Source organism: Streptomyces sp. NPDC047061, from assembly GCF_040643955.1.
Classification (GTDB): Bacteria; Actinomycetota; Actinomycetes; order Streptomycetales; family Streptomycetaceae; genus Streptomyces.
In genome coordinates this window covers 37,645-63,508 of record NZ_JBEYVI010000001.1, presented here as the reverse complement: position 1 = coordinate 63,508, position 25,864 = coordinate 37,645, and the positions used below count along the sequence as shown (strand labels likewise).

Below are 25,864 nucleotides of genomic sequence, written 5' to 3'. Positions count from 1 at the left end.
CCTCGCGACCGTGGAGACCGTGGTGACCGGTGCGGATGCCGACGGCGGCACCGGCCTCTCCACCGGCACCGGCATCCGCGCCGGTCAGCCGCTCGCCGGCGTCCACTGGATCCGCGTGCTGCACAGGGACACCACGACAGCCGCCGCCGCGACCACGCCGAGGCCCCACACCAGGCTGCTCGAACTCGCCACGAAACCGATGAGCGGCGGCCCTGCCAGCAGGCCCGTCGTGCCCATGGCCGCGACCAGTGCCAGCGCCTGCGAGCCCTGTTTCGCCGCGGCGACGTAGACGCACGGGGTCACGGCCGCACAGCCCAGTCCGACGCAGGCGAACCCGACCAGCGCCGCCGCCACTCCCCCGCTCAGCAGGGCGAAGGCCAGCCCGGCGGCGGCCAGGGCGCTGCCGAGCAGGACGACGCGCCCGTCGCCCCAGCGGCTGCGCCAGCCGTCGGCGAAGAGGCGGGCCAGCACCATCATGCCGGAGAACACGGCGATGCCCATCGGCGCCAACTCCGCCGTCGACTTGGCGACTTCTCGCAGATAGAGGGCGGACCAGTCGTTCATGGCACCCTCGGTCACCGTGCCGAACGCCATGGCGCAGCACATCCAGAGCGTCACCCGGGAGGGCAGGCTCCATCCGGCGCGGCTGCTGCTCGGCTTCTCCGCCGCGGGAGCCTCGTCCTCGAGCAGGCCGGAGCGGGCCAGTGCCGTCAGCAGGACGAGGACGGCGGCGGCCACGCCGAAGTGCGCGGTGACGGAGGAGGTGGCCGCGTTCATGCCGGAGGCGAGCAGCGCGGCGAGCAGGGAACCGGCGCTGAACGTCGCGTGCAGGCGGGCCATGGTGTTGCGCTCGTACCGGGTCTCCAGGGCCGTGCCCTGGGCGTTCATGGCCACGTTCAGGCACCCCACGCACACCCCGTCCGCCACCATGACGAGCAGGGCGACCGGGTAGTCCGGGGCCAGGGCGAGGGCCAGGAGCAGCAGGGTCAGGCAGAGCGCCGACAACAGTGCCAGCCGGGCGGAGCCCAGCCGTTTCACGAGCACCGGCACCAGCGGGAACGACGCCACGGCGCCGATGCCGGCCGCCATCAGCAGCACCCCCACCTCGGCCGCGGTCAGCCCGAGTTCCGCCTTGATGGCGGGAATCCTCGCGGCCCAGGTGGCGTACTGGAAGCCGAGGGAGCAGAACAGTGCGGCGATGGCCAACTGGCTGCGGCGGAAGGGATCACGGAGGGAACCGCGGAGAGAATCAGGGAGGGAATCACGGACAGGGAACACGCACATCATCTCGCTTCGTCGACTCGGCCGTCGTACGGGACATGTAGACGGCGTTCGCGCCGTATCCGTCCGGGGAGATCCCCGGGTACGCGGTGAACCCGCGTGCCGACCAGAACGGCTCGCTGCGGCCGACGGCGATCAACGAGATCCGTTCGAATCCGCGTGAACCGGCGGTCAGGGTGAGGTGGTCGAGAAGCCGCTGCCCCAGTCCCCTGCCGCGCAGCCGTTCCGCGACCACGATGTCGTGCAGATGCAGATTGCGTGGGTGGCGCGCGAAGTCCGGGGACTCCTCGGCCCGTTCGAGGTCCGGGTATCCGAAGGGCGGGTACGGCAGTGCCAGCACGTACCCGGCCGGCTGCGGGCCGACGTCCAGGACGAAGCAGGTCTCCGGCGAGGCGTCCGCCCTGGACCGCAGGGCCGCGAGGCCCTCCGAGAGGCCGAGTACCGCATAGGCCCGGGACTCCAGCGCGGCGATGGCGTCCCAGTCGGCTTCGGTGATGTGGCGTACGCGTACGCCGTCGCCGCTCACGCAAGGCCTCCGTCGACGGAGGTGTACGGGAGCGGGGCGAAGCCGTTGAAGCCCTGGGTCGTGTAGCTGATCGCGTAGGCGCCCGCGGCGAGCACCCAGACGGGATCGCCGGACGCCAGCTCCCGCGGGACCTGGACGAGGGCGTGTCCCTGGGGGTAGGCGTCGTCGCTGTCGCAGGTGGGACCCGCGACGACGGCGGGGACGTGGTCGGCGTCGGGGTGGGTGGGGAAGACGAGCGGGTACTGCAACGCGTCCATCTCGTAGAGGCCGTTGAACTTCCCGCAGCTGAGGTAGAGCCAGTGCTGCCGCTCGCCGTCCGGTCCGCGCCGCTCGGCGAGGCGGGTGACACGGGCACGGATGGCGCCGTGGTCGGCGACGAGGTGGCGCCCGGGCTCCATGACGAACGCGAGGTGCTCGCCGTGCACCTTCCTGAGGTGGCGCATGCCCTCGCGGATGACGGCGAAGATCTTGTCCAGCGGGGGTTCCAGCGGCAGGCCGTGCCGGTCGAGGTAGCCCAGGGCCGGCAGACCGCCGCCGAGGTTGACGTGGTCCAGGACGATGCCACGCCGGCCCAGGGCGGTCAGCACGTCCGCCAGACACTCGACGGCGCTGTGCCAGGCGTCGGCCGTCATCTGCTGGGAGCCGACGTGCACGGACAGACCGGAGGGCGTCAGGCCCGTCTCCCGGGCCGTCTCCAGGATCCGTACCGCGTCCGCGGGCGAGCAGCCGAACTTGTGGCTCAGTCCCCACAGCGCCCCGTCGCCGCTCGTCGCCAGCCTGCAGAACACGCGGGCTCCCGGGGCGTGGGCCGCGACGGCCGCCAGGTCCTCGAGGCTGTCGGTCGCGAAGTCCCGGACGCCGAGGCGGTGGGCGTCGGCGATGTCCCGGTCGGACTTGACGGTGTTGCCGTAGTGCGTCCTGCCGACCGGGACGCCCGCGCGCAGCGCCTGCTCCAGTTCGCGGGGGCTCGCCCCGTCGACGCCCGCGCCCTCGCTCGCGAGACACGCGAGGACCTCGTCCACGGGGCAGGACTTCATGGCGAACCGGATGTCGACGCCGGGCAGTTCGCGCCGCAGGGTGTGGTAGCCGCGCCGGATCCCGGCCAGGTCGAAGAAGATGCCGTCCTCGGTGGCGCCCGCCAGCGCGGCGAGCAGGGGCGCGGAGGCATGGGCTGTGGCCGCCGTCACCGCCGTCACCGCTGCCGTCCGGGCGTCCGGGGTACGTAGGTGCGGCGGGCGGCGCCGACCAGTGGCTCCCATGCCTCGGTCAGCAGGGCGAAGTCCTCGATGTCGCCGCGCGCTTCGTCGAGGAGGCGTTCGCGGCGCCGTTCCAGGAGGTCGGCGAACTCGGCGTACCGGCCGCCGAGTTCGCGGTACGCGGCGTCGAGGGCGTCCAGCCGGCGGACGTTCTCGCTCCGGTCGAGTCCCGCGCTCTCCCGCGCCAGCCGGGCCACGGCGGCCGCGCGCACCTGCCCCTGTTCGTCGAGCAACGACGTACCCGTCCCGGCCATGCGGTCGTAGACGAAGTTGAAGTAGAGCATCGACAGCAGGAACTTGACGAAGCGCAGCTGGTACGCGACGAACCCCGAGTCGGTACGTCGTTCGCCGGTGTAGAAGTTGACGATGTTCCGGTTGTGCAGGACGCCCGGCAGCGCGGCGTCGTGGACCAGGTGGATCAGGAAGTAGTCGCTGCCGATCGTGTCGGTCGCCGGCGGCAGGGGCACGCGCTCGTGCACGCCGTGGAAGGCGATGTTGCACATGTCCACGCGCATGGGGTCGACCACGGTCAGTGTCGAGTGGTCCGCGGTGAAGGCGTCCGTGCCCGCGCCCCGGAAGGACTCCTCGACGAGTTCCCGCTTCTGCTCGGGCGACCAGTCCACGGGCGCCCACAGACCGACCATGTCGTGGTACACGCCGGGGTCGATCCGGAGTATCTCGCCGATGTCCACGGACAGTTCGCCGACGAAGGAGCTGCCGACCATCGCCACCCGCCGGTCCATGCGGTCGGCGGCGAGTGCGGTCTCGGTGACGTGCGGGGCGGCGTCGGCCGCGCGCCTGCCGAGTGACAGCAGTTCGTGGTGGACGGGGAAGACCGGCTCGCCGTCGACGGCCTGGTACCGGCTGTCGGAGTCCCTGCGGTGCACGGACTCGCAGCCGAGCGCGGCGGCGAGCAGGAAGGCGCGGTTGGTGCAGGCACCGTAGGAGAGGCGGGCCGGGAGCATCAGCTCCAGCAGGAGGTCGGGCTTCGTGGCCGCGGACCGGTCGATCGCGCGCCGGAGGAAGTCCCGCTGCCGTACCTCGTCGAGGTGGTGTACGACGATCCGCGGGTCGTCCGGTATCCGGCGCACGGTCTCGGCGTGTTCCGCGTAGGCCGGTGCGGGGCAGGAGTCCAGGATCAGGAGGTGCACCTCGACGTCGAAGTGCCGGGCGGCGTAGGCCGCTTCCTCGGCCACGGCCGTGATCGTGGCCGTGCAGGGCCTGTTGGTCGGCAGGGTCAGGCAGATTCGGCGCATGTCTCATCTCCGGCCGGCCGCGCTGCACCGTCGAGGTCCGCCCCGCTCCAGGACGTGCGGCCCAGCAGCTTGGCGCCGAGGTCGTCGAGCGTGGCCCTCCCGTACCGCAGGGACTCGTGGCGGGTGGCGTCGCCCAGCAGCGTCGCGTTCCAGTCGGGCGTGGCGAGGGTGCGCCAGGACTCGACCCGGGAGCGCCGGAGCGTGTCGTGGGACTCCAGCGCCGGCATCATCGACAGGTACTGGACCGCGCGCACCGTCTGCTCGGAGGTGTTCGGTGCCACGCCGTGCGCCAGCAGCCCGTTGAAGATGAGCAGGTCGCCGGCTTGGAGCTGCGGCCGGACCACGGGGAACTCGGCGCGGTCGATCCGGGGCCGGATCGGGTCGCGGTCGTCCGGCTGGAACGCCTTCCACTGGTCGAAGCGCTTGAACAGCTCGGGGCAGCACTGGAAGCCGCCCAGTTCCGGGCTGGTGTCGGTCAGGGCGATGATCCCCTGGACCCGCTGCGGCAGTACGCCGAGCGTGGTGTCGACGTCCCAGTGCAGCTCGATGTCGAAGCCCTCTTCCGTGCCCGGGATCAGGGCCCGGTCGCGGTTCTTGATGTTGGGCGGGTTGAGGTTGAGCCGGTCGAGCGTCACCCAGAGTTCTTCGCAGTCCCAGACGTCGACGAACGCGTCGTAGACCCGGCGGTTCTGGCGGCTGTCCCAGATGAGCTGGTGGTGGTAGGCCTCGACGAAGCCGTAGATGTGCAGGTCCCGGTCGAGGTCGGAGCGGTACTCGCGCTCCTCGTACCAGGTCTCCGGGCGTGCGGGGTCCAGTCCCTGGAACTCCCAGGCGAAGTCCAGCAGTTCGCGGGCCGAGGCGGCGGGGATGGCCTGCTTCACCACCACGTAGCCGTACGTCTGCCAGTGGGCGAGGTCCTCCTCGGAGAGGACTCGCAGCGGGCGGCTCTTCGTCAGGTCCCGCAGGGGTGTCTGGGCGAGGTAGGTCTCGCCGTCCGAGCTGAAGTAGGGGATGTCCGAGGGGGCTCGATGGAGATAACGGTCAGTCGTGGGCATGCGGTGCTCCACACCTCGATCTCAGGTACCGGCGGCCCGACCGGGTCGCCAACTGCGCGGAGTGAGGGACGGGGACCGTTCCGGCAGGGTCACTGCACCACGGGCCACACCAGCCCCTCTTCGAACTCGCGTACCTCCAACTTGGACTAGACCAACTCATCCTGTCAAACACCGCAGTTGAGGGCGCGTTTCACCAACAGGGCACGATCCGGGCCCACTTGACACGGGTGGTTAGCTGACGGAGACGCATTGGTCTGTACCAACAGGAGGGTGCACGCTATGGTCTCCAGCAAGCACAGCGAGGGGTTGCGACGACTGGCGCGCTCCGTCCTGCAGCCGGGGTTCGTGGGTACCGAGGCCCCCGAGTGGGTGCTGCGCGAGATCGGGGACGGGCTGACCTCGGTCGTGCTCTTCTCCCGCAACATCGTCACGCCCGAACAGGTCGCCCGTCTGACCGGGCAACTACGCGCGGAGAACCCCGAGTTGATCATCGCGATCGACGAGGAGGCGGGTGACGTCACCCGGATCGAGTCGGCGACCGGCTCCACCCGACCGGGCAACTTCGCACTCGGAACCGTCGACGACACCGAACTCACCGAGGCCGTCGCCGCCGACCTGGGCCGCCAGCTGCGCGCGGCCGGTGTGAGCCTCGACTACGCACCCAGCGCGGACGTGAACTCCAACCCCGACAACCCGATCATCGGGGTCAGGTCCTTCGGCGTCGACGCCAAGGTGGTGGCGCGGCACACCGGGGCCTGGATCCAAGGACTCCAGTCGGCCGGCGTCGCCGCCTGCGCCAAGCACTTCCCCGGCCACGGCGACGTGGCCGTCGACTCCCACCACGGGCTGCCCGTCTACGACGCCGACCGCGACCGGATCGCCGAGCAGGCCCTGCCGCCGTTCCGGGCCGCCCTCGACGCGGGCGTCCGTGCGGTGATGAGCGGCCACCTGCTGGTCCCCGCCTACGACCCCGACCTGCCCGCGACGCTGAGCCGGCGCATCCTGGACGAACTGCTGCGTCAGGAGCTCGGGTTCGACGGCATCATCGTCACCGACGCCATCGAGATGGGCGCCGTGACCAGCCGTTACGGGATCGGCGGGGCCACGGTCCGGGCCGTCGCCGCCGGTGCCGACGCCGTCTGTGTCGGCGGCGAGAACGCCGACGAGGCCACCGCCGGCCTGCTCGTGAACGCCCTCGCGGAGGCCGTCCTGGCGGGCGGCCTGCCGGAGGAGCGGCTCGCCGAAGCGAGCCTTCGCGTCCGGGAGTTCGCGGCCTGGTCGGCGGGTCTCACCCCGGCCCGCACCGCCGCCTGGGACGCCGACGGCATCGGCTTCGCGGCGGCCCGCCGCGCCATCCGGCTGACCGGAGCGGTCCGGCACGCCCTGCCCCTGGTCAACGCACCGCACGTGGTCGAACTGGTGCCCACCACCAACCTGGCCATCGGCAAGGAGACCCCGTGGGGTGTGGCCGCCCCGCTGGGCGAGCGGCTGCCCGGGACGACCTCCGTCCGGGTGGGCCGCGAGGAACTGCTGTCGAGCGCCGGCACGCTGGAGGCTCGGGCGCTCGCACCCGCCTCGGGACGGCCCCTGGTCGTGGTGGTGCGCGACGCCGCCCGGCACGCGTGGATGGCCCAGGCCCTCGCGGCACTGGTCGCCGCCCGTCCCGACGCGATCGTCGTGGAGATGGGCCTGCCGGGCACCGTCGTCCCCTCGGCCGCCCAGATCTTCACGCACGGCGCCACGGCCGCCTCCGGGGTGGCCGCCGCCGAGGTGCTGGCGGGTGCCCTTTAGTGCAGACCTGAGTGCACATTGGTACGGACCTGAGTGCAACGTTCGTACCCGTGCGCGACGTTGACGCCTCCCTGCCCCTTCCCTACGTTCCGAGAGCGCTCTCACATCCGCCCCTCGAAGCAGGGAGGCCCCATGCCCTCCGTGCGCAGACCGAGCAGCCGCCCCTTTCTTCGCCGAACGGCGGCGGCACTCGCTCCGGCACTGTTCACCGTCCTCGCCCCCCTCACACCCCCGGCGGCCGCCGCCGACACCGGCGCGGCGGCCGTCATCTGCAACACGTACTGCGACACCCAGGACCCCGCACTCTCCCCGGGTGACCGCACTCCGGTCACGGCGGGCATCTACTCCCGGTCGATCGTCCTGCACTTCGACGACGCCGACGCCATGGGCTGGGCCTCCATCGACAACGGCAGCCCGGGCGACGAGGTGTGGCTCGACCGCTCCTTCGACGGCGGCCGCACCTGGAGCTCGGGCAGCAAGCTCGGCGACACCAGCGTGCCCACCGGTCAACGCGGCTGGCGCACGCTCATGTACAACGTGGACGACTGGAACAACCTCGGCGTCGGCGCCCTGCGCGCCTGCGGAAAGGCCGGCGACCGCGCCGAGATCGCATGCACCCCCTGGGCCCGCACCACCTGGAACGCGGGCGAGCCGCGCACGGCCGCCGCCACCGGCCTGATGACCTTCTACGACTACGGCACCGGCCTGTTCGACACCACCGGCTGGTGGAACTCCGCGAACGCCCTGACCTCCGTCATCGACAACATCCGCGTGACGGGCATGGGCAGTTACCGGTACGCGGTCGCCCGCACCTACGACCTGAACATCAACGCCCAGGGCGGGCAGTTCCGCAACGACTACCTCGACGACACCGGCTGGTGGGGCCTCGCCTGGGTCGCCGCCTACGACCTGACCGGCGACAGCCGCTACCTGACCACGGCCCGCGCGGACGCCGACCACATGGCCGCCTACTGGGACTCCACCTGCGGCGGCGGGATCTGGTGGAGCACGGCGAGGACGTACAAGAACGCGATCGCCAACTCCCTCTACATCCAGCTCAACGCGGCTCTCCACAACCGCGTGCCCGGCGACACGACATACCTCGACCACGCCCGGGCCGGCTGGTCCTGGTTCCAGGGCACCGGCATGGTCAACGGCTCGCACCTGGTCAACGACGGCATCGACCTGTCCACCTGCGGCAACAACGGGCAGGCCGTCTGGTCGTACAACCAGGGTGTCCTCCTCGGCGCGCTCGCCGAGCTGTACCGGGCCACGGGCGACGGCGGGCTGCTCACCACCGCACGGCAGATCGCCGACGCCGCCACCACGACCTCCCTGCTCCACACCTCCGACGGCATCCTGCGCGATCCGTGCGAGAGCGGCGACTGCGGAGCCGACGGGCCGTCCTTCAAGGGCGCCGACGTACGCGGCCTCGGCAAGCTCGACTCGGTGCTGCCCGACCACCCCTACACCGCCTACCTGAAGCGCCAGGCGGACCGCGCCCACGCAAGCGACCGCAACGCCCTCGACCAGTACGGGCTGCGCTGGTACGGGCCGCTCGACCAGGTGGACGCCGCCCGCCAGCAGAGCGCCCTCGACCTGCTGGACGCCGCGCCCTGACCCGGTGAGGCGGGCAGGTCAGGAGCCCCCGAGGAACGTGATCCGCACCTTTCGCCGCGGATTGTCCCTGTTCGTGTCGACCAGGCACACCGACTGCCAGGTGCCCAGTGCCAGGCGGCCGTCGATCACCGGGAGGGTGGCGTGCGGCGGGACGATCGCCGGGAGGACGTGGTCGCGGCCGTGGCCGGGGCTGCCGTGCCGGTGCTGCCAGCGGTCGTCGGCGGGGAGCAGGGTGTGCAGGGCGGCCAGCAGGTCGTCGTCGCTGCCCGCACCGGTCTCGATGACCGCGATGCCGGCCGTCGCGTGCGGGGTGAAGATGTTCAGCAGGCCGTCGCGGCCGGCCGCGGCCTCGCGGAGGAAGGCCTCGCAGTCGCCGGTCAGGTCGACGACCCGCTCCCGGCCACCGGTGGCGACATCGAGTTCTCGTGTGGTGAAGGCATCCGACATGCCCCCATCGTGGCCCATGCGCCGGGCAGGCATGTCAGCGGCCGGGGCGGGAAGATCCACGGCCCTCCCCGCTGTTGGTGGAAGCGTGAACAATGTGCGTGAGGTCGAGGTGGTCGTCATCGGCGCTGGTCAGGCCGGTCTGTCCAGCGCCTATCATCTGCGGCGCACCGGCTTCGAGCCGGACCGTGACTTCGTGGTGCTCGACCACTCCCCCGCGCCGGGCGGCGCCTGGCAGTTCCGGTGGCCGTCGCTGACGTACGGCAAGGTGCACGGGATGCACGCGCTCCCGGGCATGGAGCTGAGCGGGGCCGACCCGGCGCGGCCGTCCGCCGAGGTCATCGGCGAGTACTTCGCGGACTACGAGCGCACCTTCGACCTGCGAGTGCACCGGCCCGTCGACGTCCGCGCGGTGCGCGAGGGCGAGGGCGGGCGGCTGCTCGTGGAGACCGACCGGGGCGACTGGTCCACGCGGGCGCTGATCAACGCCACCGGCACCTGGGACCGGCCGTTCTGGCCGCGCTACCAGGGCCAGGAGACCTTCCGCGGGCGGCAGTTGCACACCGCACAGTACGCCGGGCCCGAGGAGTTCGCCGGCAAGCGGGTCGTGGTCGTCGGCGGCGGGGCCTCCGGCACCCAGCACCTGCTGGAGCTCGCCCCGTACGCGGCCGCCACCACCTGGGTCACCCGGCGGCCGCCGGTCTTCCGCGAGGGGCCCTTCGACGAGAGCGTGGGCCGGGCCGCGGTGGCCCTGGTGGAGGAGCGGGTACGGCAGGGGCTGCCACCGCGGAGTGTGGTCTCCGTCACCGGGCTCCCGCTCAACGACGCGATCCGGCAGGGCCTGAAGGACGGGGTCCTGGACCGGCAGCCGATGTTCGACCGCGTGACGCCCGACGGTGTGGCATGGAACGACGGGCGGCACGTCGACGCGGACGTCATCCTCTGGGCCACCGGCTTCCGGGCGGCCCTCGACCATCTGGCACCGCTGCGGCTGCGCGAGCCGGGCGGCGGGATCAGGATCGACGGGACCCGCGCGGTCGCCGACCCACGCGTCCACCTCGTCGGCTACGGCCCGTCGGCCAGCACCGTCGGCGCCAACCGCGCGGGGCGCGAGGCCGTACGGGACATCAGGCGGCTGCTGGCCGGGGAACCGGCCGCCGCATGACGTACCGGCGGCTCAGCGCGGCGGCTGCGAGGCCTGCGGCGACCGCCGGGTCCTGCTGTTCTGTACGGCGTTGAAGTCGGCGACATTGCGCTGGTGCTCGGCGTAGTCGGCGGTGAACCGCGTGTCCCCGGGCTTGACCGTGACGAAGTACAGCCAGTTGCCCGGCGCCGGGTTGAGCGCCGCATGCATCGCGTCCACGCCCGGGTTGTCGATCGGTGTGGGCGGCAGTCCCATGCGCTGGTAGGAGTTGTACGGGTTCTCGATGCGGGTGTCGCTCACCGTGGTGTTGAGGGTGCTGCGGTTGAGGGCGTAGTTGAGGGTGGAGTCCATCTGGAGCGGCATGCCGCGCTGCAGCCGGTTGAGGACGACCCGCGCCACCTTCGCCATGTCGGTCTTGCCGACGGCCTCGGCCTGGACGATGCTCGCGATGGTCACCGCCTGGTAGCCGTTCATCGCGTCGCGCTGCGCGCCGGCCGCGACGGGCGCCCCGCCGAACCGCCGGTTGGCGGTGTCGACCATGAACCGCAGCACCGACTGCGGGGTCGCGTCCTTCTCCAGGGGATAGGTGGCCGGGAAGAGGTAGCCCTCCGGGTTGCCCCCGGCGTCACCGGGGAGTTTCAGGCCCGCGGTGCCGACGGAGTTCTTGGTACTGCCGGCCGGGAGGGCGAGGGCCTTGTCGACCGCGTCGTAGATCTGCGACGCGCGCCAGCCCTCCGGGACGACCAGGGCGGTGGACGCTGCCGAGCGGCCGGCCAGGGACAGCAGGGGCACCGCCACCGCGGCGCCGGCGACGACGGCGCCGGTCACGCCGAGGACGATCCTGCCGCGGCGGGTCAGCCGGATCGCCTTCCCTCGCCTCGTCGTTCCGCGGCTCGAGACGCCTCGGCCTGCGGCCGTCCGTCGGCCGGGGTCCCGTGGCGGAGTGTTCATCTGCATGCGGGCACGTTAGCCCGTACAACGCCATAAACCCGGCATATCTTCTGCTTGTCGACCTCGATTTGCCAGTTTTGATGGATCAACCGGGGTGGAGCAGCGTCCATCGGCGGGTCGGGCCGGCCCCGGTCGGCTTCGGTCGTCGGCCTCAGTTCGTCGGTGGTGTCGCGTGCCTGCGCCCTCGGTCGCCCCGCCTGCGCACGGGTCGCGGGGCCGTCTCCCACCGGGTCGCCTCGCCGTCGGTCGCGACCGGCTCGACCGCCGGCTCCGCCGCCGTCTCCAGCCTGGCGTCCCGGCGTACCAGTGCCGCGTACCGGCCGTCGAGTTCCAGCAGTTCCTCGTGCGTGCCCCGCTCGGCGACATGCCCGGAGTCGAGGACGACGATCTGGTCGGCGCCCTGGATCGTGGACAGCCGGTGGGCGATGGTGATGGTCGTCCGGTTGGCCGACAGCGCGTCGATGGCGTCCTGGACCGCGTGTTCGGTGCGGGTGTCCAGGGCACTGGTCGCCTCGTCGAGGATGAGGACCGGCGGGTCGCGCAGGATGGTGCGCGCGATGGCCAGCCGCTGCTTCTCGCCGCCCGAGAAGCGGTGTCCGCGTTCGCCGACGACGGTGTCGTAGCCGTCGGGCAGCGAGTCGATGTGGTCGTGGATCTGGGCCGCGCGGGCGGCCGCGTGCAGTTCCTCGTCGGTGGCGTCCGGCTTGGCGAAGCGCAGGTTGTCGGCGACCGAGGCGTGGAAGAGGTACGTCTCCTGGGAGACGACGCCGACCGCGCGGGCGAGGGTGTCGAAGGCGAGGTCACGGACGTCGACGCCGTCCAGGGTGACCCGGCCGCCGGTGACGTCGTAGAGCCGCGGCACCAGGTAGCCGAGCGTGGACTTGCCGGCGCCGGTCGGGCCGACGACGGCCAGGCCGGTGCCGGCCGGGACCGTGATGTCGATGCCGTCGAGGACGGGCCCGCCCTTGTCGTCGTAACGGAACTCGACGCCCTCGAAGCGGACCTCGCCCTTCACCCGGTCGAGGTGGACCGGCTCGTCCCGTTCGGTGATGTCGATGGGCAGGTCGAGGTACTCGAAGATGCGCTGGAAGAGCGCGAGGGAGGTCTGGATCTGGACGCCGGTCGCCAGCAGGCTCACGGCCGGGCGGAACAGGCCCTGCTGGAGGGAGACGAAGGCGACGATGGTGCCGAGCGAGATCTGCGGGCCGCCCGTCTGGAGGGCCATGCCGGCGGTCCAGTAGATGACGGCGGGCATCGCGGCCATCACGATCGTGATCACGGCCATCCGCCAGCGGCCGGCCATGTTGGAGCGCACTTCCAGGTCGACCAGTTGCTCGGACTCGTCGGCGAAGGAGGCGGTGAGCGAGTCGGCGCGGCCCATGGTGCGGCCGAGCAGGATGCCGCTGACCGAGAGCGACTCGGTGACCGTGGCGGCCATCGCGGCCATCTGCTTCTGGCGCTGGGTGGTGATCTTCTTGCGCTCGTTGCCGACCCGGCGGCTGATCCACACGAAGAGCGGGAGCAGGACCATCGAGACGATGGTGAGCCGCCAGTCGAGGGCGATCATCGCGACGATGGTGGCGACGACGCCGGTCAGGTTGGAGACCAGGGAGGTGGCCGTCGAGGTGACGGTGGCCTGCATGCCGCCGATGTCGTTGGCGATGCGGGACTGCACCTCGCCGGTGCGGGTGCGGGTGAAGAAGGCGAGCGACATACGTTGCAGGCGGCCGTAGACGGCGGTGCGCAGGTCGTGCATGACGCGCTGGCCGACGGTGGTGGAGATCAGCGTCTGCAGGACACCGAAGACGCTGGTCAGGACGGCACTGAGGATCATGCCCAGCGCGAGCAGGCTGAGCAGTCCGGTGCGGCCCTGCGGGATCGCGGTGTCGAGGGTCGCCTTGAGGAGGAACGGGGTGGCGACCGAGACCAGCGAGGCGGCGCCGACCAGCAGGCCGACGATCGCGAGCCGGCCGCGGTAGGGACGGAAGAGCTTGAGGATGCGGCGTACCTGGCGGGGCTGGTCTGCCGAGGCGCCGTCGGGGGTCCAGTTGATCTCGTCTCGGGGCATGGCTCCTACGGATGGGTGTGGTGTGTACGGACTCACGGAGCCTAGCTCACTGTTACCTATACTCACAATGAACATGGTCCTGATATTGTTCCCGTATGAGCACCCCCGACTCCGACGGCCCGCTCGCCGAGCAGTTGCTACGCCTCACGCGCCGGGTCTGGCGCATCCAGAAGCGCCATCTGGAAGCACACGATCTGGGTGTCACCCCGGCCCAGTCTCGGCTGCTGCGCACCCTCGCGCACTACGACGCTCCCCCGCGCATGGCCGACCTCGCCGCACGCCTGGAGGTGGTGCCGCGCGCGGTGACGACGCTCGTCGACGGCCTGGAGGCGAGCGGCAAGGTGTGCCGGGTGCCGGATCCGACGAACCGCAGGGTCACCCGGATCGAGATCACGGACGAGGGGCGCGAGACCCTGCGCGAGCTGCGGGCGGCGCGGAGGTCGGCGGCCGAGGAGATCCTGGCCCCGCTCTCGGAGGAGCAGCGGGAGGTGCTGGGCGGCCTGCTGGACACCCTCATCGACGGGCCGGTGCCGGCGAAGCACTGCTGAGACATGCCGAAGCGGCTCCCTCCGCTGCGGAGGGAGCCGCTTCCCGCCTCACGGCCGGCTTCAGCTCTCGGGCACCGGCTCCTTGGCCGACGTCTCGGCGGCACCGTCCTGCACCGCCTCGACGGCTTCCTCCCGCACCACCTCTGTCGTATCGCCCAGCACCTGCTTGGCCCGCTCCACGTCCAGTGCGCCCTCCCAGCGGGAGACCGCGAAGACGGCGACGCAGTTGCCGAGCAGGTTGGTGACGACGCGCATCGAGTCCATGATGCGGTCGACGCCGAGCAGCAGGGCGACGGCACCGGCGGGGATGGCCCCGAGCGAGGATGCGGTCGCGGACAGCGCGAGGAAGGCCGAACCGGGGATGCCGGCCATGCCCTTGCTGGTGAGCATCAGCACCAGGACGACGGTGATCTGCTGACCGAGGCTCAGGTCGACGCCGACGGCCTGGGCGATGAACAGGGTGCCGATGGAGAGGTAGAGCGAGGCACCGTCGAGGTTGAAGGAGTAGCCGGTGGGCAGCACCAGGCCGACCGCATCGTCCCGGGCACCCGCCTTGCGCAGCTTCTGCATGACGCGCGGCAGTACCGACTCCGTGGACGCGGTGCCCAGCGCGAGCAGCAGCTCCTCGCGGATGTAGCGGACGAACTTCCAGAGACTGAGCCCGGTCAGCGCCTTCAGGGCGACCGCCAGCAGGGCGACGAAGAGCGCGGCGGCCGCGTAGCACAGGACGATCAGCTTGGCGTAGGTCTCGATGACCCCGAGTCCGTACTGGCCGATCAGGACGGCCATCGCGCCGAAGACGGCGATCGGGGCGAGGCGCATCACGAAGCCGACGATCGCGAAGATGATCTCCTGGGCCTGCTCGATGGCCGGCAGCACCTGCGGCACCCTGGTGTTCCCGAGGTGGAGCAGCGCCGCGCCCACCAGGCAGGCCAGGACGAGCACCTGGAGCAGCGAGTTCTCGGCGAAGGCGCCTATGAAGCTGGTGGGCAGGGCGTTGAGCACGAACTCGGTCGTCGAGGGCAGCGAGCCGCCGCCCGTCTTCGCGTCGACCGCCTTGGCGCTCAGGGTGGCCGGGTCGACGTGCATCCCGGAACCGGGCTGGACCACGTTGGCGGCGACGAGTCCGATGACCAGCGCGAGCGTGCTCGCCACCTCGAACCAGATCAGCGCCTTGAGCCCGATCCGCCCGAAGGCCTTCAGGTCACCGGCCTTGGCGATGCCGACGACGACCACGCAGAAGACGAGCGGGGAGATGATCGTCTTGATGAGCCGGGTGAAACCGTCGCCGAGCGGCTGGAGGTCCGAGGCGAAACCGGGCCACAGCCGCCCGACGACGATTCCGAGCACGAGCGCGCAGGCGACCTGCGCGAAGAGAGAGGTACGCAGTATGCGTGCGACGCGTCGCGGCAGGGACGGGACGGACGGCGGCACGGGCACTCCTAGTGGGGGGAACCGACTCGCAGCAGCCGAGCGGGACTTCTGCGATGCGGAAATCAGCTTCCGCGTCGTTCACTCTGGAGGTCTTCTTGATCCCGTCCGAGACCGCGGTGTCACGGCCGTGTAAATCACGGGCCGGGTGACGCATCGCACACAGCTCGGCTCAGCAGCCGCTGCGGTCCACCGTCAGCACCCCCTGTTCGGTGGCCAGCGAGCGGTCGTAGCAGCCGTCCGGGCCGTACAGCCGGTAGCGCTCGCTCGACGTGCCGACCGCGTGCCGCTGGTCGCGCGGCACGTTCAGGGTGTACGTCGCGTCGCCGCTGTAGGTGTCGTCGAGCCGTGACCAGCCGGTGCGCCGGCCGCCGCGTGTCTCGGTCACCGCCGCCCGGTCCCCGAGGGTGAGGACGGTGCGCAGCCGGTCGTCCGTGCCGACGGTGATGGCGCCGGCCATGGTGTACGTCCGGTCGGTGCGGGTCGTCCGGGGCGCTCCGCCCGCCTTCACCGTGACGGTCTGGTCGTCGGTCCAGGTGGCGTCGAGCGCGTCGGTCGTCTCGCCGTCGTTCCAGCGGTGGACGGAGGTGTTGGCCAGCGTGCGGCCGACCGTGGTGGTCACCCGGCCGTGCGAGGTGTCGACGTATCCGGAGACGGTGAGCCGGTGCCCGGCGTCGGTGTCGACCCGGTACTCGCCGGAACCGGGCGTGTAGACGGAGGAGTTGGCCGGTTCGGAGGCCTTGACCTCGGTGACCTTCCCGGTCACGTGGGCCCGGTGGGCGTCCTGCCACACCAGGACGTTCACGGGGGCGCTCCAGCCGGACTGCCCCTCGGGCACGCCGGCGACCGAGACCTGGACGCTGTGCGGGCGGCCGTCGTTCAGGAGTCCGGCGAACGGCGTGAGGTCGTATTCGATCGGCTTGACGTCGAAGGCGCGTGGGGCCGGAACGACGTACCAGAGGAACGGGTTGGACCAGCCGCCGGTCCACACGTTCGGGAACGGCGCGGCGATTCCGGCCAGTCGGCCGTCGACCTTGATCTGCACCTCCCGGTAGGGCCCCTTGTCCGCCTTGCAGGAGTAGGACGCCGGGTCGGCCACGGTCAGGTACCAGAACTCCTCGCAGCCGCCGCCGGATCCGGTGGCGTACACCTCGGCGACGATGCGTTCGCTATTGGTCGGGGTGGTGAGGGTGGTGCCGTCGCCGGTCAGGGTGAGCACCTTGTCGGGAACAGAGGCCTCGGGGCGTCCCGCGTAGAAGGTGAGGGTGGCCTTGACGTCGATGACGCCGGTGTAGGTGTCGTCGACAACGTTGCCGATGAGCATCTCGACGTCCTGGGTGGAGCGGAAGGTGTCGCTGTAGCGGGTGACGTCCTTCTCCACGTGCCACTCGATGCCGTCCGGCGAGGGCTCGGGGGTGGAGGTGCGCAGCACCTCGACGCCGCCGACGTGCAGGTAGCCCAGTCGGTCGTACTGACGGCCCTTCACCTTGCCGTCCAGCCTGAGGACGACCCTGCTCCAGCGGTCGCCGCAATCCTGCGGAGGCGTGTACGTTCCCCGGTACGGGGTGAAGTCGCGGAACTGGGCCTCGGCCAGGGTGACTTGGCAGGACCTGGCGCCCTTGGGCACGGAGACCGGCGGGGCCGCGGTCACCGGGTCGTGCCAGTCGGTGCCGAACTCGGCCGGGACGTCGGCGGCACGGGCGGCGGGAGCCCCCGTACCGAGGAGCGCGCTCGCCAGGAGGGTCGCTCCGGCGAGCATGGACATGACGATCCGTTTTCTCATGGCCGGTGTTCTACGGGGAGTTGACCACCGACCGCAATGGCAGGCCCGGCCGACGGCCGTCCGGTCGGCCACCCGACCGAGCGGGCGCGCACCACACGAACACATGATGCTATAAGCGGATCAACCCGTCACAGTGCAGTCATGGAGATCATGACCGCTCGTCACGCCCTGCGCGCCGCCCTCGCGCTCACGGGCGCCGTCGCGCTCACCGGCACCGGCTGCTCCGCCGGTCTTCCCCACCGGGGCCACGGCTCCGCCGCCCCCGGCGCCTCGGCGGCCGCGTCCGGCCCCGCCCCGTCCCCCGGCACCCCCGGCCTCGGCGACCCGCTCATGCCCCTGGACGGCAACGGCGGCTACACGGTCCGCCGTTACACGCTCGACCTCGACTGGCGGGCCCCCGGGACGCCCTTCCCGGCCGGCACCACCATCAGCGCCACCGCCACCCAGGCCCTGTCCCGCTTCGACCTGGACTTCGCCGGCAACACGCTGCACCGGGTCACCGTCGACGGCGCGCCGGCCGCCGCCGTACGCGACGGCGACGAACTCGTCGTCACGCCCGCCCGGCCGATCCCGCGCGGCGGCACGTTCACCGTCCACGTCGCCTACACCGCCGACCCCACCCAGCGACGGCGGCGGAGCGACGCGATCCGCGAGTACGGCTGGGTGCCCACCCCCGACGGCACGCTGATCTGCGCGCAGCCCGACGGCGCCAAGATGGTCTTCCCGGTGGACGACCACCCCAGCCTGCGGGCCCCCGTCACCTTCCGCATCACCACCCCGCCGGAGCTGGGCGCGGTGGCCAACGGCCGGCTCGTCGACCGCGTCCGGCGGCCCGACGGACGGGTCCGCTGGACGTACGACTCCGAGGAGCCCATCGCGGCACAGCTGGTCCAGATGGCGATCGGGAAGTTCGCCTTCGTCGACGGCAAGGGGCCGCACGGCCTGCCCCTGCGGGACGTGGTCCCCGACGACCTGGTCACGGACACCGCGGCCGGCCGCTCGCTCACCCCGCAGCACCTGGCCTGGCTGGAACAGCGTCTCGGCCCGTATCCGTTCCGCCGCTACGGCGTGCTCGTCGGCGACACCGACCTGCCGGTGGCGCTGGAGACGCAGTCGCTGTCCGTCGTGCCGAAGGACGACCTGCTGGGCGACCGGGTCGACGCCGAACGCAACCTCGTGCACGAGCTGACCCACCACTGGACGGGCGACAGCGTCGCCATCCGGCGCTGGTCCGACCTGTGGCTGAGCGAAGGTCACGCCCGGTTCTACGAACGGCTGTACTCCGCCGAGCACGGCGGCGTGAGCATGGCGGACGCCATGCGGGCGGCCTACGAGCAGCACGACCAGTGGCGCCACGACGACGGCGCCCCGGCCGAGCCCACGGAGCCGACCCTGTTCAAGGTGATGCGGTACGACGGCTCGGCGCTGGTGCTGTACGCCCTGCGGGAGAAGGTCGGTGACGACACGTTCGACCGGATCGAGCGCACCTGGGTGACCCGGTACCGGGGGCGCGCCGCCGGTACCCGGGACTTCGTCGCGCTCGCCTCCGAGGTGGCGGGCGAGGACCTGACGCCCTTTCTGACGCCTTGGCTGTACGGGCCCGACACGCCGCCGATGCCGGGTCACCCCGACTGGCACGTGGACCCCGTCGAGGACTGAGCCCGCGCGGTGTGCGGCCGTCGCCGGACACGGTGCCGGTGCCCGCCGACCGGGTGGCCTCTGCCGGAGCGCTGGGCCACCCGGTCGACGCTCGGCGCGCCGTGCCGCGCCGGGCACGGAAACGTACGAGGGGTGACGTGAAGGACAACCTCCTTGCCCTGGTTGCGACGAGCGTGCTTGGAGACCCTCAGCAAGCGGTTGGAGACCCTCTGGTATGAGAAGAACTGTCGCTCCACGTGTGCCCAGTGCCCTCCGGACGTGCCGTCTGACGGCCTGCCTGATCGCGACGGCCGCGCTGCTGCCACCGCTGCTGATCCTCCCGGCCTCCGGCGCCGACGAGGCCGACGACCAGCGCCTGCAGAACGCCTTCACGGACGCCGCGCGCGAGTTCCACGTGCCGCGCAGCGTGCTCATGAGCGTGTCCTACATGCAGTCGCGCTGGGACACCCACCCGGGCACCCCGAGCGTCGCGGGGGGCTACGGTCCGATGCACCTGGTGGACACCAGGGGCGCCCACGACCAGGCCCCCGCAGCGGGCCCGGCCGCGCCGGACGGCAGCAAGGCCGACCCGCTCACGGGGACGGCGTTCACGGCGGGCGGCCATGCCGTGCAGCCGGCGGACCTGGAACGCGCCGCCCGGCTGATCCAGGTCCCCGCCGGACAGCTGCGCACGGACCCCGTCGCCAACGTCCGCGGTGGCGCGGCGCTGCTGGCCGCCACCCAACGGCATCTCGGCAAGCCGCTCAGCACCGACCCGGAGGCCTGGTGGCAGGCGGTGGAACGTTTCCCCGGTACCCGTGACGTCACCTCGGCGGCGACCTACGCCGACGACGTCTTCGGCCTGATCCGCCGGGGCGCGCACCGGACCACCGCGGAGGGGCAGGAGGTCACCCTCCCCGCCAGCCCCCGTGTCAGGTCGCACGCCGGCCCGCAGGCCCCCAGACGGCCGAAGAACGTCGAGTGCCCGCCCGAACTGGCCTGCGACTGGCTCGCCGCGCCCTACGAGGAGATCGACGACGACGGCGACTACGGCAACCACGACCTCGCCGACCGGCCCCGGGACCAGCGGATCGAGTACATCGTCATCCACGACACCGAGTCGACCCTGTCGAACATGTTCAAGACCGTGCAGGACCCTACCGAGGCGTCCTGGCACTACTCGATCCGCTCCAGCGACGGCCACATCACCCAGCACGTCCGGACGAAGGACGAGGCCTGGCACTCCGGCAGCAAGTTCGTGAACGCCCGCTCGATCGGCATCGAGCACGAGGGCTTCCTCACCCATCCGGGCACCTGGTACACGGAGCAGATGTACCGGTCCTCGGCCCGGCTGGTGCGCTACCTGGCGAAGAAGTACGGCATCCCGATGGACCGGCAGCACATCTTCGGCCATGACAACGTGCCGTCCCCGACCGGCGACAGCATCCCCGAGATGCACGAGGACCCCGGTCCGTTCTGGGACTGGCGGCACTACTTCGACCTGCTCGGCGCACCGCTGAAGGCCACGGCCGGCGCGGACAGCCCCGTGGTGATGATTCTGCCGGACTACGCCACCCACAAGCCTCGGTACACGGGGTGCGACGGCCCCGGCGTGCCGTGCCGGCCGCACGGCTCCAGCGCGGTCCGGCTGTACACCCGGCCGGACGAGAGCGCTCCACTGATCCAGGACCCCGGCCGCCGGCCGGACGGCGACGAGTCCACGGAAGACGTCAGCGACCTGGGGTCGCGGGTGTCCACCGGCCAGACCTTCGCCGTGGCCGACCGCAGCGGCGAGTGGACGGCGATCTGGTACCAGGGCAACAAGGCCTGGTTCAAGAACCCCGTGTTGCACCCGACGGCCGTCGGCGTGCACGGCCGCATGGTGACGCCGAAGGAGGGCCTGGACGAGATCCCGGTGTTCGGGCGGGCGCTCCCGGAGGAGGAGGCGTACCCGGAGGGAGTGGAGGAGGAAGAGGAGTCGCCGCTGCCGTACAGCCTGCGGGCCGGTCAGCGGTACGTGACGCAGTCGGGTGTCGGCGGCTCCTACGTCGACCGGTCCACCTTCTCCGACACGCCCCAGCCCGTGGTGCTGGGCCGGCAGCGGTACTACGAGATCCAGTTCGGCCACCGGCTCGCCTACGTCCGGGCGGACGACGTGGACCTGGTGGACGCGAGCGGCGCCACGGCCGGTCCGTCCGGCGGGGACGGCGGGGACGGCGGGGAGGCGGCCCCGGGCGGGCAGTGACACCGCCCCGGGCCCGGGGCGGCGCTACGACCGCAGGCTCGGCCTGTCCCCCATCACCACGACGGGCTCGCGGGCCGGGTCGAGGGTGCGGAGCAGGTACTCCATGCCCTCCCGGGGAAGGCCGATGCACGCCGAGGTGCCGCTGCCGTGGTCGAGGTGCAACCAGATGCCGCCGCCCCTGCCGTCGCCCCAGGGGTGGGTGGTGTCGTGCGGCGGTGTGCCCCGCAGACGGTTGTAGTCGATGGCGATGACGTAGTCGAAGTCGTGCCGGTACGCCGGGCTCCAGAAGTGCGGGGGCGTGTACAGGTCCCGGCCCTGGGCGTAGGAGAGCCGGGTGCCGGGATCGGGGAGCACACCGCCGGCGTCGGTGACGGTGAACACGCCGATCGGGGTGCGTCCGTCGCCCGCGGAGTGGTCGGCGGTCCAGCCGGCCCGCCCGTTGTGGGCGGGCCAACTGGCCACCGGCTGCCAGCCGCCGGCCTGCCGGGTGTACAGCACGACCGTCGAGTCGGCCGAGTCCTTGTCCTCCCCGTACACGGCGACGACCTGGCCCGACTGGTCGGGGATCAGCGCCTGCCACTGCTCGCCGACACCGGGCAGCCGGCCCGGATCACCGGCCGGCACGGGCCGGCCCGACTGCCGGGCCGGGCCCGCCCCGGGGGCTCCGGCGGCTCTCGGAGGCCTGGTGTGCGGCCCCGGCAGGCCGTTCTTCGCGCCACCGCCCGGTGCCGCCTCGCAGGCGCTCAGCGTCACCAGGACGGCTCCGAGGACCGCCACCGTGACGGTCGCCCGCCGGATGCTCTTGATCTGCACCCGCACATCCTGACATCACATACCGGTCAATTAACTAAATATTCCGACATTCAGCGCGTGTTGGATGGCAGGGCGGCGCGTGTCGGGCGGCGGGGCCTGGCCGGAAGCGGGCGGATTTCGCCGGCCGGCAGGAAAAACCGTTTGATTTCGGCGACGCTCCGACGCGAACCTTTCACGGCTTGTCGCCACCCTCCCCCGACCCGAGCCGCTGGGACACCATGCAGATTCAAGATCTTCCGTACTCCGATCCGGGCGTGCCTGACGCGCGTTCGGGTCCTCGATTCCTGTGGTGGCTGGGGCGGAATCAGCTGGGCGGGCAGCTCAAGGCGCTGGCCTGGGGTCTGCTGCACTTCGTGTCCGTCTCCGCGCTCCCGTTCTGTGTGGGGCTCGCCGTCCAGGCCGTCGTCGACCGCTCCGGCACCCGGCTGGCCCTGACGGGCGGTCTGCTGGTGCTGTGCGGCACGGCGATCGCCGTCGGCGACACCTTCCTGCACCGGGCCGCCGTCACCAACTGGATCACCGCCGCGGCCCGGGTCCAGCAGCTGCTCGCCCGCAAGGCCACCCAGCTGGGCTCCGCGCTGACCCGGCGGGTGGCGGCCGGCGAGGTGGTGGCCGTCTCCACCGGTGACGTCGAGAAGATCGGCTGGTTCGTGGAGGCGGTCTCCCGCTTCACCGCCGCCGCGCTGACAGTCGTCGCGGTCGGCGTCGCCCTGCTCTTCTACCAGCCGGCCCTCGGCTGGGTCGTCGCCGCCGGTCTGCCCCTGGTCGCCCTGTCCGTGCTGCCGCTGCTGCCCCGGGCCACCCGGCGCGCCGACTTCCAGCGCGCCAAGGCCGGGCGGGCCACGGAGCTGGCCTCGGACACCGTCGCGGGACTGCGCGTGCTGCGCGGCATCGGCGGCGAGGACCTCTTCCTCGACCGCTACCGCCGCGCCTCCCAGGAGGTCCGGCACGCCGCCGTGCGCAGCGCCCGGATGTGGTCGCTCATCTCCGCGATCCAGGTGCTGCTGCCCGGGCTGCTGCTGATCGCGGTCGTCTGGCACGGCGTCGACCTGGCCCGGCAGGGCCGCGTCACCGTCGGCGAACTCGTCACCGTCTACAGCGCGGTCATGATCCTCAACTACCCGTTGCAGCACTTCACCGAGATCGCCATGGCCTACTCCTTCTCACGCCCGTCGGCGAAACGGGCCGCACGGGTGCTCTCCCTGGAGCGGGCCACGGACACCGGCGGTTCACGCGCGGCCACCGTGCCGGCCGGCGACCTGTACGACCCCGCCACCGGTCTGCTGGCTCCCGCGGGCCGGCTGACCGCCGTGGTCTGCGGCGACCCCGACGCGGCCGGACTCCTCGCCGAACGGCTGGGCGGCCACCCCGCCGAGGCCGGCACCTCCGTCCTGCTCGGCGGCGTACCGCTCGACGAACTCCCCCTGGAGGCCGCCCGCACCGCGGTGCTCGTCCAGGACAAGGACCCGGTGCTGCTCTCCGGCTCACTGCGCGAACTGCTCGACGTGCCGGCCTCCGACGCCGTGCGGGCCGAGGACGCGCTGGCCGCCGCCCAGTGCGCGGACGTCCTGGACGCCCTGGTCCAGGGCTCGCTGGACGTCACCGACCCGCTGGACGCCCGGATCACCGAGCGGGGCCGGTCCCTGTCGGGCGGGCAGCGCCAGCGGCTCGCGCTGGCCCGGTCGCTGATCACCGACCCCGGGGTGCTCGTCCTGGACGAACCCACCTCCGCCGTCGACTCGCACACCGAGGCCCGGATCGCGGAGGGAATCCACGCGCTGCGCTCCGGCCGCACGACCGTCGTGTTCACCTCCTCGCCACTGCTGCTCGACCGGGCCGACCGGGTGGTCCTGGTCCTCGACGGCGAGGTCGTGGCGGTCGGCGTGCACCGCGAACTGGTGCGCACCGAGCGGCGGTACCGGTCGGTCGTGACACGCGAGACGGACGACGAGGCCGCGCTGCAGGGCGCGGCACTGGAAGAGACCGAAGTCGCGCTGCGAGGCAGGGCGCTGGAAGAGATCGAGGAGAGCGCATGATCGGCGTCGCGCCACCGGCGTACGACCCGGCGGCCCCGACGACGGCCACCACCCTGCCCGTCGGCGCCACCGCCACCGTCCGGGCCTACGTGGCCGAACTGTTCCGCCGGCACCGCCGGGCCTTCTCCCTCCTGATCGCCGTCAACACGGTGGCCGTGGTCGCCTCCATGGTCGGCCCGTACCTGCTGGGCGGACTCGTCGAGCGGGTCTCCGACGGCGCCCGCGAACTCCATCTGGGCCTGACCATCGGCCTGTTCGTGCTCGCACTCGCCGTCCAGGCCGTCTTCGTGCGCGAGGTGCGGCTGCGGGGTGCCGTGCTCGGCGAGCGGATGCTGGCCGACCTGCGCGAGGACTTCCTCGTCCGGTCGGTCGGGCTGCCGCCGGGCGTCCTGGAGCGGGCGGGCACGGGCGACCTGCTGTCCCGGATCACCACCGACATCGACCGGCTCGCCAACGCCATGCGGGAGGCCGTGCCGCAGTTGTCGATCGGCGTGGTGTGGGTCGTGCTGCTGATCGGCGGGCTCGTCGTCACGGCGCCGCCGCTGGCCGCCACCGTGCTGCTCGCCCTGCCGGTCCTGGTGGTCGTCTGCCGCTGGTACTTCCGGCGGGCACCGGCCGGCTACCGCTCCGAGGCCGCCGGCTACGCGTCCGTGGCCGCCGCCCTCGCGGAGTCCGTGGACGCCGGGCACACCATCGAGGCGCACCGGCTCGGCGCCCGCCGGATCGCCCTGTCCGAGCGCCGGGTCAAGGAGTGGACGGCGTGGGAGCGCTACACCCTGTGGCTGCGGTCGGTGCTGTTCCCGGCGGTCAACGCCACCCACACCACGGTCCTCGGCTCGGTGCTGATGATCGGCGGCGTCTTCGTCCTGAAGGGCTGGATCGACGTCGGCCAGCTGACGACGGGCGCGCTCATCGCCCAGATGCTCGTCGAGCCGGTGAACCTGATCCTGCGCTGGTACGACGAGGTCCAGGTCGCCCAGGTGTCGCTGGCCCGGCTGGTCGGCGTCCGGGACATCGAGCCGGAGGCCGGGGACGCCACGCTGGCCCCCGCCGGCCGGGAGGTGCACGCGGACGAGGTGCGCTTCGGCTACCTGCAGGGCGTCGACGTGCTGCGCGAGGTCTCCCTGGAGGTCGCGCCCGGCACCCGGCTGGCCCTGGTCGGCCCCTCGGGCGCGGGCAAGTCCACCCTCGGCCGGCTGCTCGCCGGGATCTACGCGCCCCGGAACGGCCGGATCACCCTGGGCGGCGCGGAACTGTCCCGGATGACCGCCGAGCGGGTCCGTTCCCATGTCGCCCTCGTCAACCAGGAGCACCACGTCTTCGTGGGCTCCCTGCGCGACAACCTGCTGCTCGCCCGGACCGGCGCGGAGGACGCCGAGCTGTGGGCGGCCCTGGGCGCGGTCGGCGCGGACGGCTGGGCACGGGCCCTGGAGGAGGGCCTGGACACCGAGGTCGGCTCGGGCGGGGTCGCCCTGACCCCGGCGCAGGCGCAGCAGATCGCGCTGGCGCGGCTGGTGCTGGCCGACCCGCACACGCTGGTCCTGGACGAGGCGACCTCGCTCCTGGACCCGCGCGCCGCCCGCCATCTGGAACGGTCCCTGGCCCGGGTCCTGGACGGCCGCACGGTGGTCGCCATCGCCCACCGGCTGCACACCGCCCATGACGCGGACGTCATCGCCGTGGTCGAGAACGGCCGGATCAGCGAGCTCGGGAGCCACGAGGCGCTGGTGGCGGCCGACGGCGCCTACGCGGCGCTGTGGCGGTCCTGGCACGGGTGACAGGCCGTGGCACGGGGCGCGGCGCGGGATGCACACCGCAGGTCGCGCCCCGTGCCGTTGCGCGGGTGCGAGCAGGGGTGGAAGGCTGGAGAGCGGCACCGGTTCGGGGGCCGGCCGAGAACCGTACGGTTCACGCCGCGCACCCGTGCCGAGCGTGCACGCGGCCCGCCCCGCGGACCGCGTCCTCACCCCCTGGAGGT

General features: G+C 72.1%; 19 protein-coding genes. 8 read left to right on the top strand and 11 right to left on the bottom strand.

From position 1 onward, the window contains the following. Positions 1-84 precede the first annotated feature (84 nt). Genes ABZ887_RS00295 through ABZ887_RS00275 form a run of 5 tightly spaced genes read right to left on the bottom strand, consistent with a single transcriptional unit; the run spans position 85 to position 5,374 of the window. Positions 85-1,284 carry an MFS transporter gene (locus ABZ887_RS00295; RefSeq protein WP_361281180.1) on the bottom strand — a complete coding sequence of 400 codons (1,200 nt, stop codon included), beginning with the start codon at positions 1,282-1,284 and terminating at the stop codon, positions 85-87. Continuing rightward, positions 1,262-1,807: a GNAT family N-acetyltransferase gene (locus ABZ887_RS00290; protein WP_361281178.1), complete on the bottom strand. Its 546-nt coding sequence runs from the start codon at positions 1,805-1,807 to the stop codon at positions 1,262-1,264. Before ABZ887_RS00290 ends, ABZ887_RS00295 begins: the two co-directional genes overlap by 23 nt. Then, positions 1,804-3,003, bottom strand: coding sequence for a type III PLP-dependent enzyme (locus tag ABZ887_RS00285; protein WP_361281176.1), 1,200 nt, complete (start codon positions 3,001-3,003; stop codon positions 1,804-1,806). Before ABZ887_RS00285 ends, ABZ887_RS00290 begins: the two co-directional genes overlap by 4 nt. Next, a complete protein-coding gene (locus tag ABZ887_RS00280) occupies positions 3,000-4,319 on the bottom strand; it encodes a DUF6271 family protein (RefSeq protein WP_361281173.1) in 1,320 nt (439 codons plus the stop codon). Before ABZ887_RS00280 ends, ABZ887_RS00285 begins: the two co-directional genes overlap by 4 nt. Beyond that, a complete protein-coding gene (locus ABZ887_RS00275; protein WP_361281171.1) occupies positions 4,301-5,374 on the bottom strand; it encodes a phytanoyl-CoA dioxygenase family protein in 1,074 nt (357 codons plus the stop codon). Before ABZ887_RS00275 ends, ABZ887_RS00280 begins: the two co-directional genes overlap by 19 nt. Before the next feature lie 279 nt (positions 5,375-5,653). Between ABZ887_RS00275 and ABZ887_RS00270 the strand changes: the two genes are divergently transcribed. Together ABZ887_RS00270 and ABZ887_RS00265 are read left to right on the top strand one after the other, a co-directional pair. After that, positions 5,654-7,165 (top strand): glycoside hydrolase family 3 protein, encoded by a 1,512-nt coding sequence (locus ABZ887_RS00270; RefSeq protein ID WP_361281168.1) that lies wholly within the window; start codon positions 5,654-5,656, stop codon positions 7,163-7,165. Between the two features lie 132 nt (positions 7,166-7,297). Continuing rightward, positions 7,298-8,785, top strand: coding sequence for a glycoside hydrolase family 76 protein (locus tag ABZ887_RS00265; protein WP_361281166.1), 1,488 nt, complete (start codon positions 7,298-7,300; stop codon positions 8,783-8,785). A gap of 18 nt (positions 8,786-8,803) precedes the next feature. On the opposite strand, the gene ABZ887_RS00260 is transcribed toward ABZ887_RS00265, so the two are convergent. Next, positions 8,804-9,232, bottom strand: a complete 429-nt coding sequence (locus ABZ887_RS00260) for a secondary thiamine-phosphate synthase enzyme YjbQ (protein WP_361281164.1) — start codon at positions 9,230-9,232, stop codon at positions 8,804-8,806. Positions 9,233-9,317: 85 nt separating this feature from the next. Between ABZ887_RS00260 and ABZ887_RS00255 the strand changes: the two genes are divergently transcribed. Further along, complete coding sequence (locus ABZ887_RS00255) at positions 9,318-10,394, top strand: NAD(P)-binding domain-containing protein (protein WP_361281162.1); 1,077 nt, start codon at positions 9,318-9,320, stop codon at positions 10,392-10,394. Between the two features lie 12 nt (positions 10,395-10,406). On the opposite strand, the gene mltG is transcribed toward ABZ887_RS00255, so the two are convergent. Continuing rightward, the gene (mltG, locus tag ABZ887_RS00250) at positions 10,407-11,201 is read right to left on the bottom strand and encodes an endolytic transglycosylase MltG (RefSeq protein ID WP_361281160.1); all 795 of its coding nucleotides are present in this window, start codon (positions 11,199-11,201) and stop codon (positions 10,407-10,409) included. 274 nt (positions 11,202-11,475) lie between these two features. Then, complete coding sequence (locus ABZ887_RS00245; RefSeq protein ID WP_361281158.1) at positions 11,476-13,392, bottom strand: ABC transporter ATP-binding protein; 1,917 nt, start codon at positions 13,390-13,392, stop codon at positions 11,476-11,478. A gap of 95 nt (positions 13,393-13,487) precedes the next feature. On the opposite strand from ABZ887_RS00245, the gene ABZ887_RS00240 reads away from it, so the two are divergent. Continuing rightward, the gene (locus ABZ887_RS00240) at positions 13,488-13,940 is read left to right on the top strand and encodes a MarR family transcriptional regulator (RefSeq protein WP_361281156.1); all 453 of its coding nucleotides are present in this window, start codon (positions 13,488-13,490) and stop codon (positions 13,938-13,940) included. A 60-nt stretch (positions 13,941-14,000) separates the two neighbouring features. Here ABZ887_RS00240 and ABZ887_RS00235 read toward each other — a convergent pair whose 3' ends face one another. Both ABZ887_RS00235 and ABZ887_RS00230 read right to left on the bottom strand, forming a co-directional pair. Continuing rightward, positions 14,001-15,374: a cation:dicarboxylase symporter family transporter gene (locus ABZ887_RS00235; protein ID WP_361281153.1), complete on the bottom strand. Its 1,374-nt coding sequence runs from the start codon at positions 15,372-15,374 to the stop codon at positions 14,001-14,003. A 169-nt stretch (positions 15,375-15,543) separates the two neighbouring features. Beyond that, on the bottom strand, positions 15,544-17,154 hold the full coding sequence (locus ABZ887_RS00230) for a peptide-N4-asparagine amidase (RefSeq protein WP_361281150.1): 1,611 nt from the start codon (positions 17,152-17,154) through the stop codon (positions 15,544-15,546). A 141-nt stretch (positions 17,155-17,295) separates the two neighbouring features. Here ABZ887_RS00230 and ABZ887_RS00225 point away from each other — a divergent pair, with 141 nt between their 5' ends. Together ABZ887_RS00225 and ABZ887_RS00220 are read left to right on the top strand one after the other, a co-directional pair. Continuing rightward, positions 17,296-18,813 (top strand): M1 family metallopeptidase, encoded by a 1,518-nt coding sequence (locus ABZ887_RS00225; protein ID WP_361281148.1) that lies wholly within the window; start codon positions 17,296-17,298, stop codon positions 18,811-18,813. Positions 18,814-19,051: 238 nt separating this feature from the next. Further along, positions 19,052-21,037, top strand: a complete 1,986-nt coding sequence (locus ABZ887_RS00220; protein WP_361281146.1) for a peptidoglycan recognition family protein — start codon at positions 19,052-19,054, stop codon at positions 21,035-21,037. Between the two features lie 24 nt (positions 21,038-21,061). Here the strand turns inward: ABZ887_RS00220 and ABZ887_RS00215 are convergent, their stop codons facing one another. Beyond that, the gene (locus ABZ887_RS00215; RefSeq protein ID WP_361281144.1) at positions 21,062-21,850 is read right to left on the bottom strand and encodes a L,D-transpeptidase family protein; all 789 of its coding nucleotides are present in this window, start codon (positions 21,848-21,850) and stop codon (positions 21,062-21,064) included. A 218-nt stretch (positions 21,851-22,068) separates the two neighbouring features. Between ABZ887_RS00215 and ABZ887_RS00210 the strand changes: the two genes are divergently transcribed. Together ABZ887_RS00210 and ABZ887_RS00205 are read left to right on the top strand one after the other, a co-directional pair. Then, entirely contained in the window at positions 22,069-23,886 is a 1,818-nt protein-coding gene (locus ABZ887_RS00210; protein ID WP_361282392.1) for an ABC transporter ATP-binding protein, read from the top strand. After that, positions 23,883-25,664, top strand: coding sequence for an ABC transporter ATP-binding protein (locus tag ABZ887_RS00205; protein ID WP_361281141.1), 1,782 nt, complete (start codon positions 23,883-23,885; stop codon positions 25,662-25,664). The genes ABZ887_RS00210 and ABZ887_RS00205 overlap by 4 nt, the downstream gene beginning before the upstream one ends. Positions 25,665-25,864: the final 200 nt, after the last annotated feature.

What these genes read in the sequence shown, in the direction of transcription:
- ABZ887_RS00270 (WP_361281168.1), top strand. Translation starts at nt 5,654, where the DNA reads ATGGTCTCCAGCAAGCACAGCGAGGGGTTGCGACGACTGGCGCGCTCC.
- ABZ887_RS00295 (WP_361281180.1), bottom strand. Translation starts at nt 1,284, where the DNA reads ATGTGCGTGTTCCCTGTCCGTGATTCCCTCCCTGATTCTCTCCGCGGT.
- ABZ887_RS00230 (WP_361281150.1), bottom strand. Translation starts at nt 17,154, where the DNA reads ATGAGAAAACGGATCGTCATGTCCATGCTCGCCGGAGCGACCCTCCTG.
- ABZ887_RS00280 (WP_361281173.1), bottom strand. Translation starts at nt 4,319, where the DNA reads ATGCGCCGAATCTGCCTGACCCTGCCGACCAACAGGCCCTGCACGGCC.
- ABZ887_RS00210 (WP_361282392.1), top strand. Translation starts at nt 22,069, where the DNA reads ATGCAGATTCAAGATCTTCCGTACTCCGATCCGGGCGTGCCTGACGCG.
- ABZ887_RS00275 (WP_361281171.1), bottom strand. Translation starts at nt 5,374, where the DNA reads ATGCCCACGACTGACCGTTATCTCCATCGAGCCCCCTCGGACATCCCC.
- ABZ887_RS00225 (WP_361281148.1), top strand. Translation starts at nt 17,296, where the DNA reads ATGGAGATCATGACCGCTCGTCACGCCCTGCGCGCCGCCCTCGCGCTC.
- ABZ887_RS00245 (WP_361281158.1), bottom strand. Translation starts at nt 13,392, where the DNA reads ATGCCCCGAGACGAGATCAACTGGACCCCCGACGGCGCCTCGGCAGAC.
- ABZ887_RS00205 (WP_361281141.1), top strand. Translation starts at nt 23,883, where the DNA reads ATGATCGGCGTCGCGCCACCGGCGTACGACCCGGCGGCCCCGACGACG.
- ABZ887_RS00260 (WP_361281164.1), bottom strand. Translation starts at nt 9,232, where the DNA reads ATGTCGGATGCCTTCACCACACGAGAACTCGATGTCGCCACCGGTGGC.
- ABZ887_RS00240 (WP_361281156.1), top strand. Translation starts at nt 13,488, where the DNA reads ATGAGCACCCCCGACTCCGACGGCCCGCTCGCCGAGCAGTTGCTACGC.
- ABZ887_RS00265 (WP_361281166.1), top strand. Translation starts at nt 7,298, where the DNA reads ATGCCCTCCGTGCGCAGACCGAGCAGCCGCCCCTTTCTTCGCCGAACG.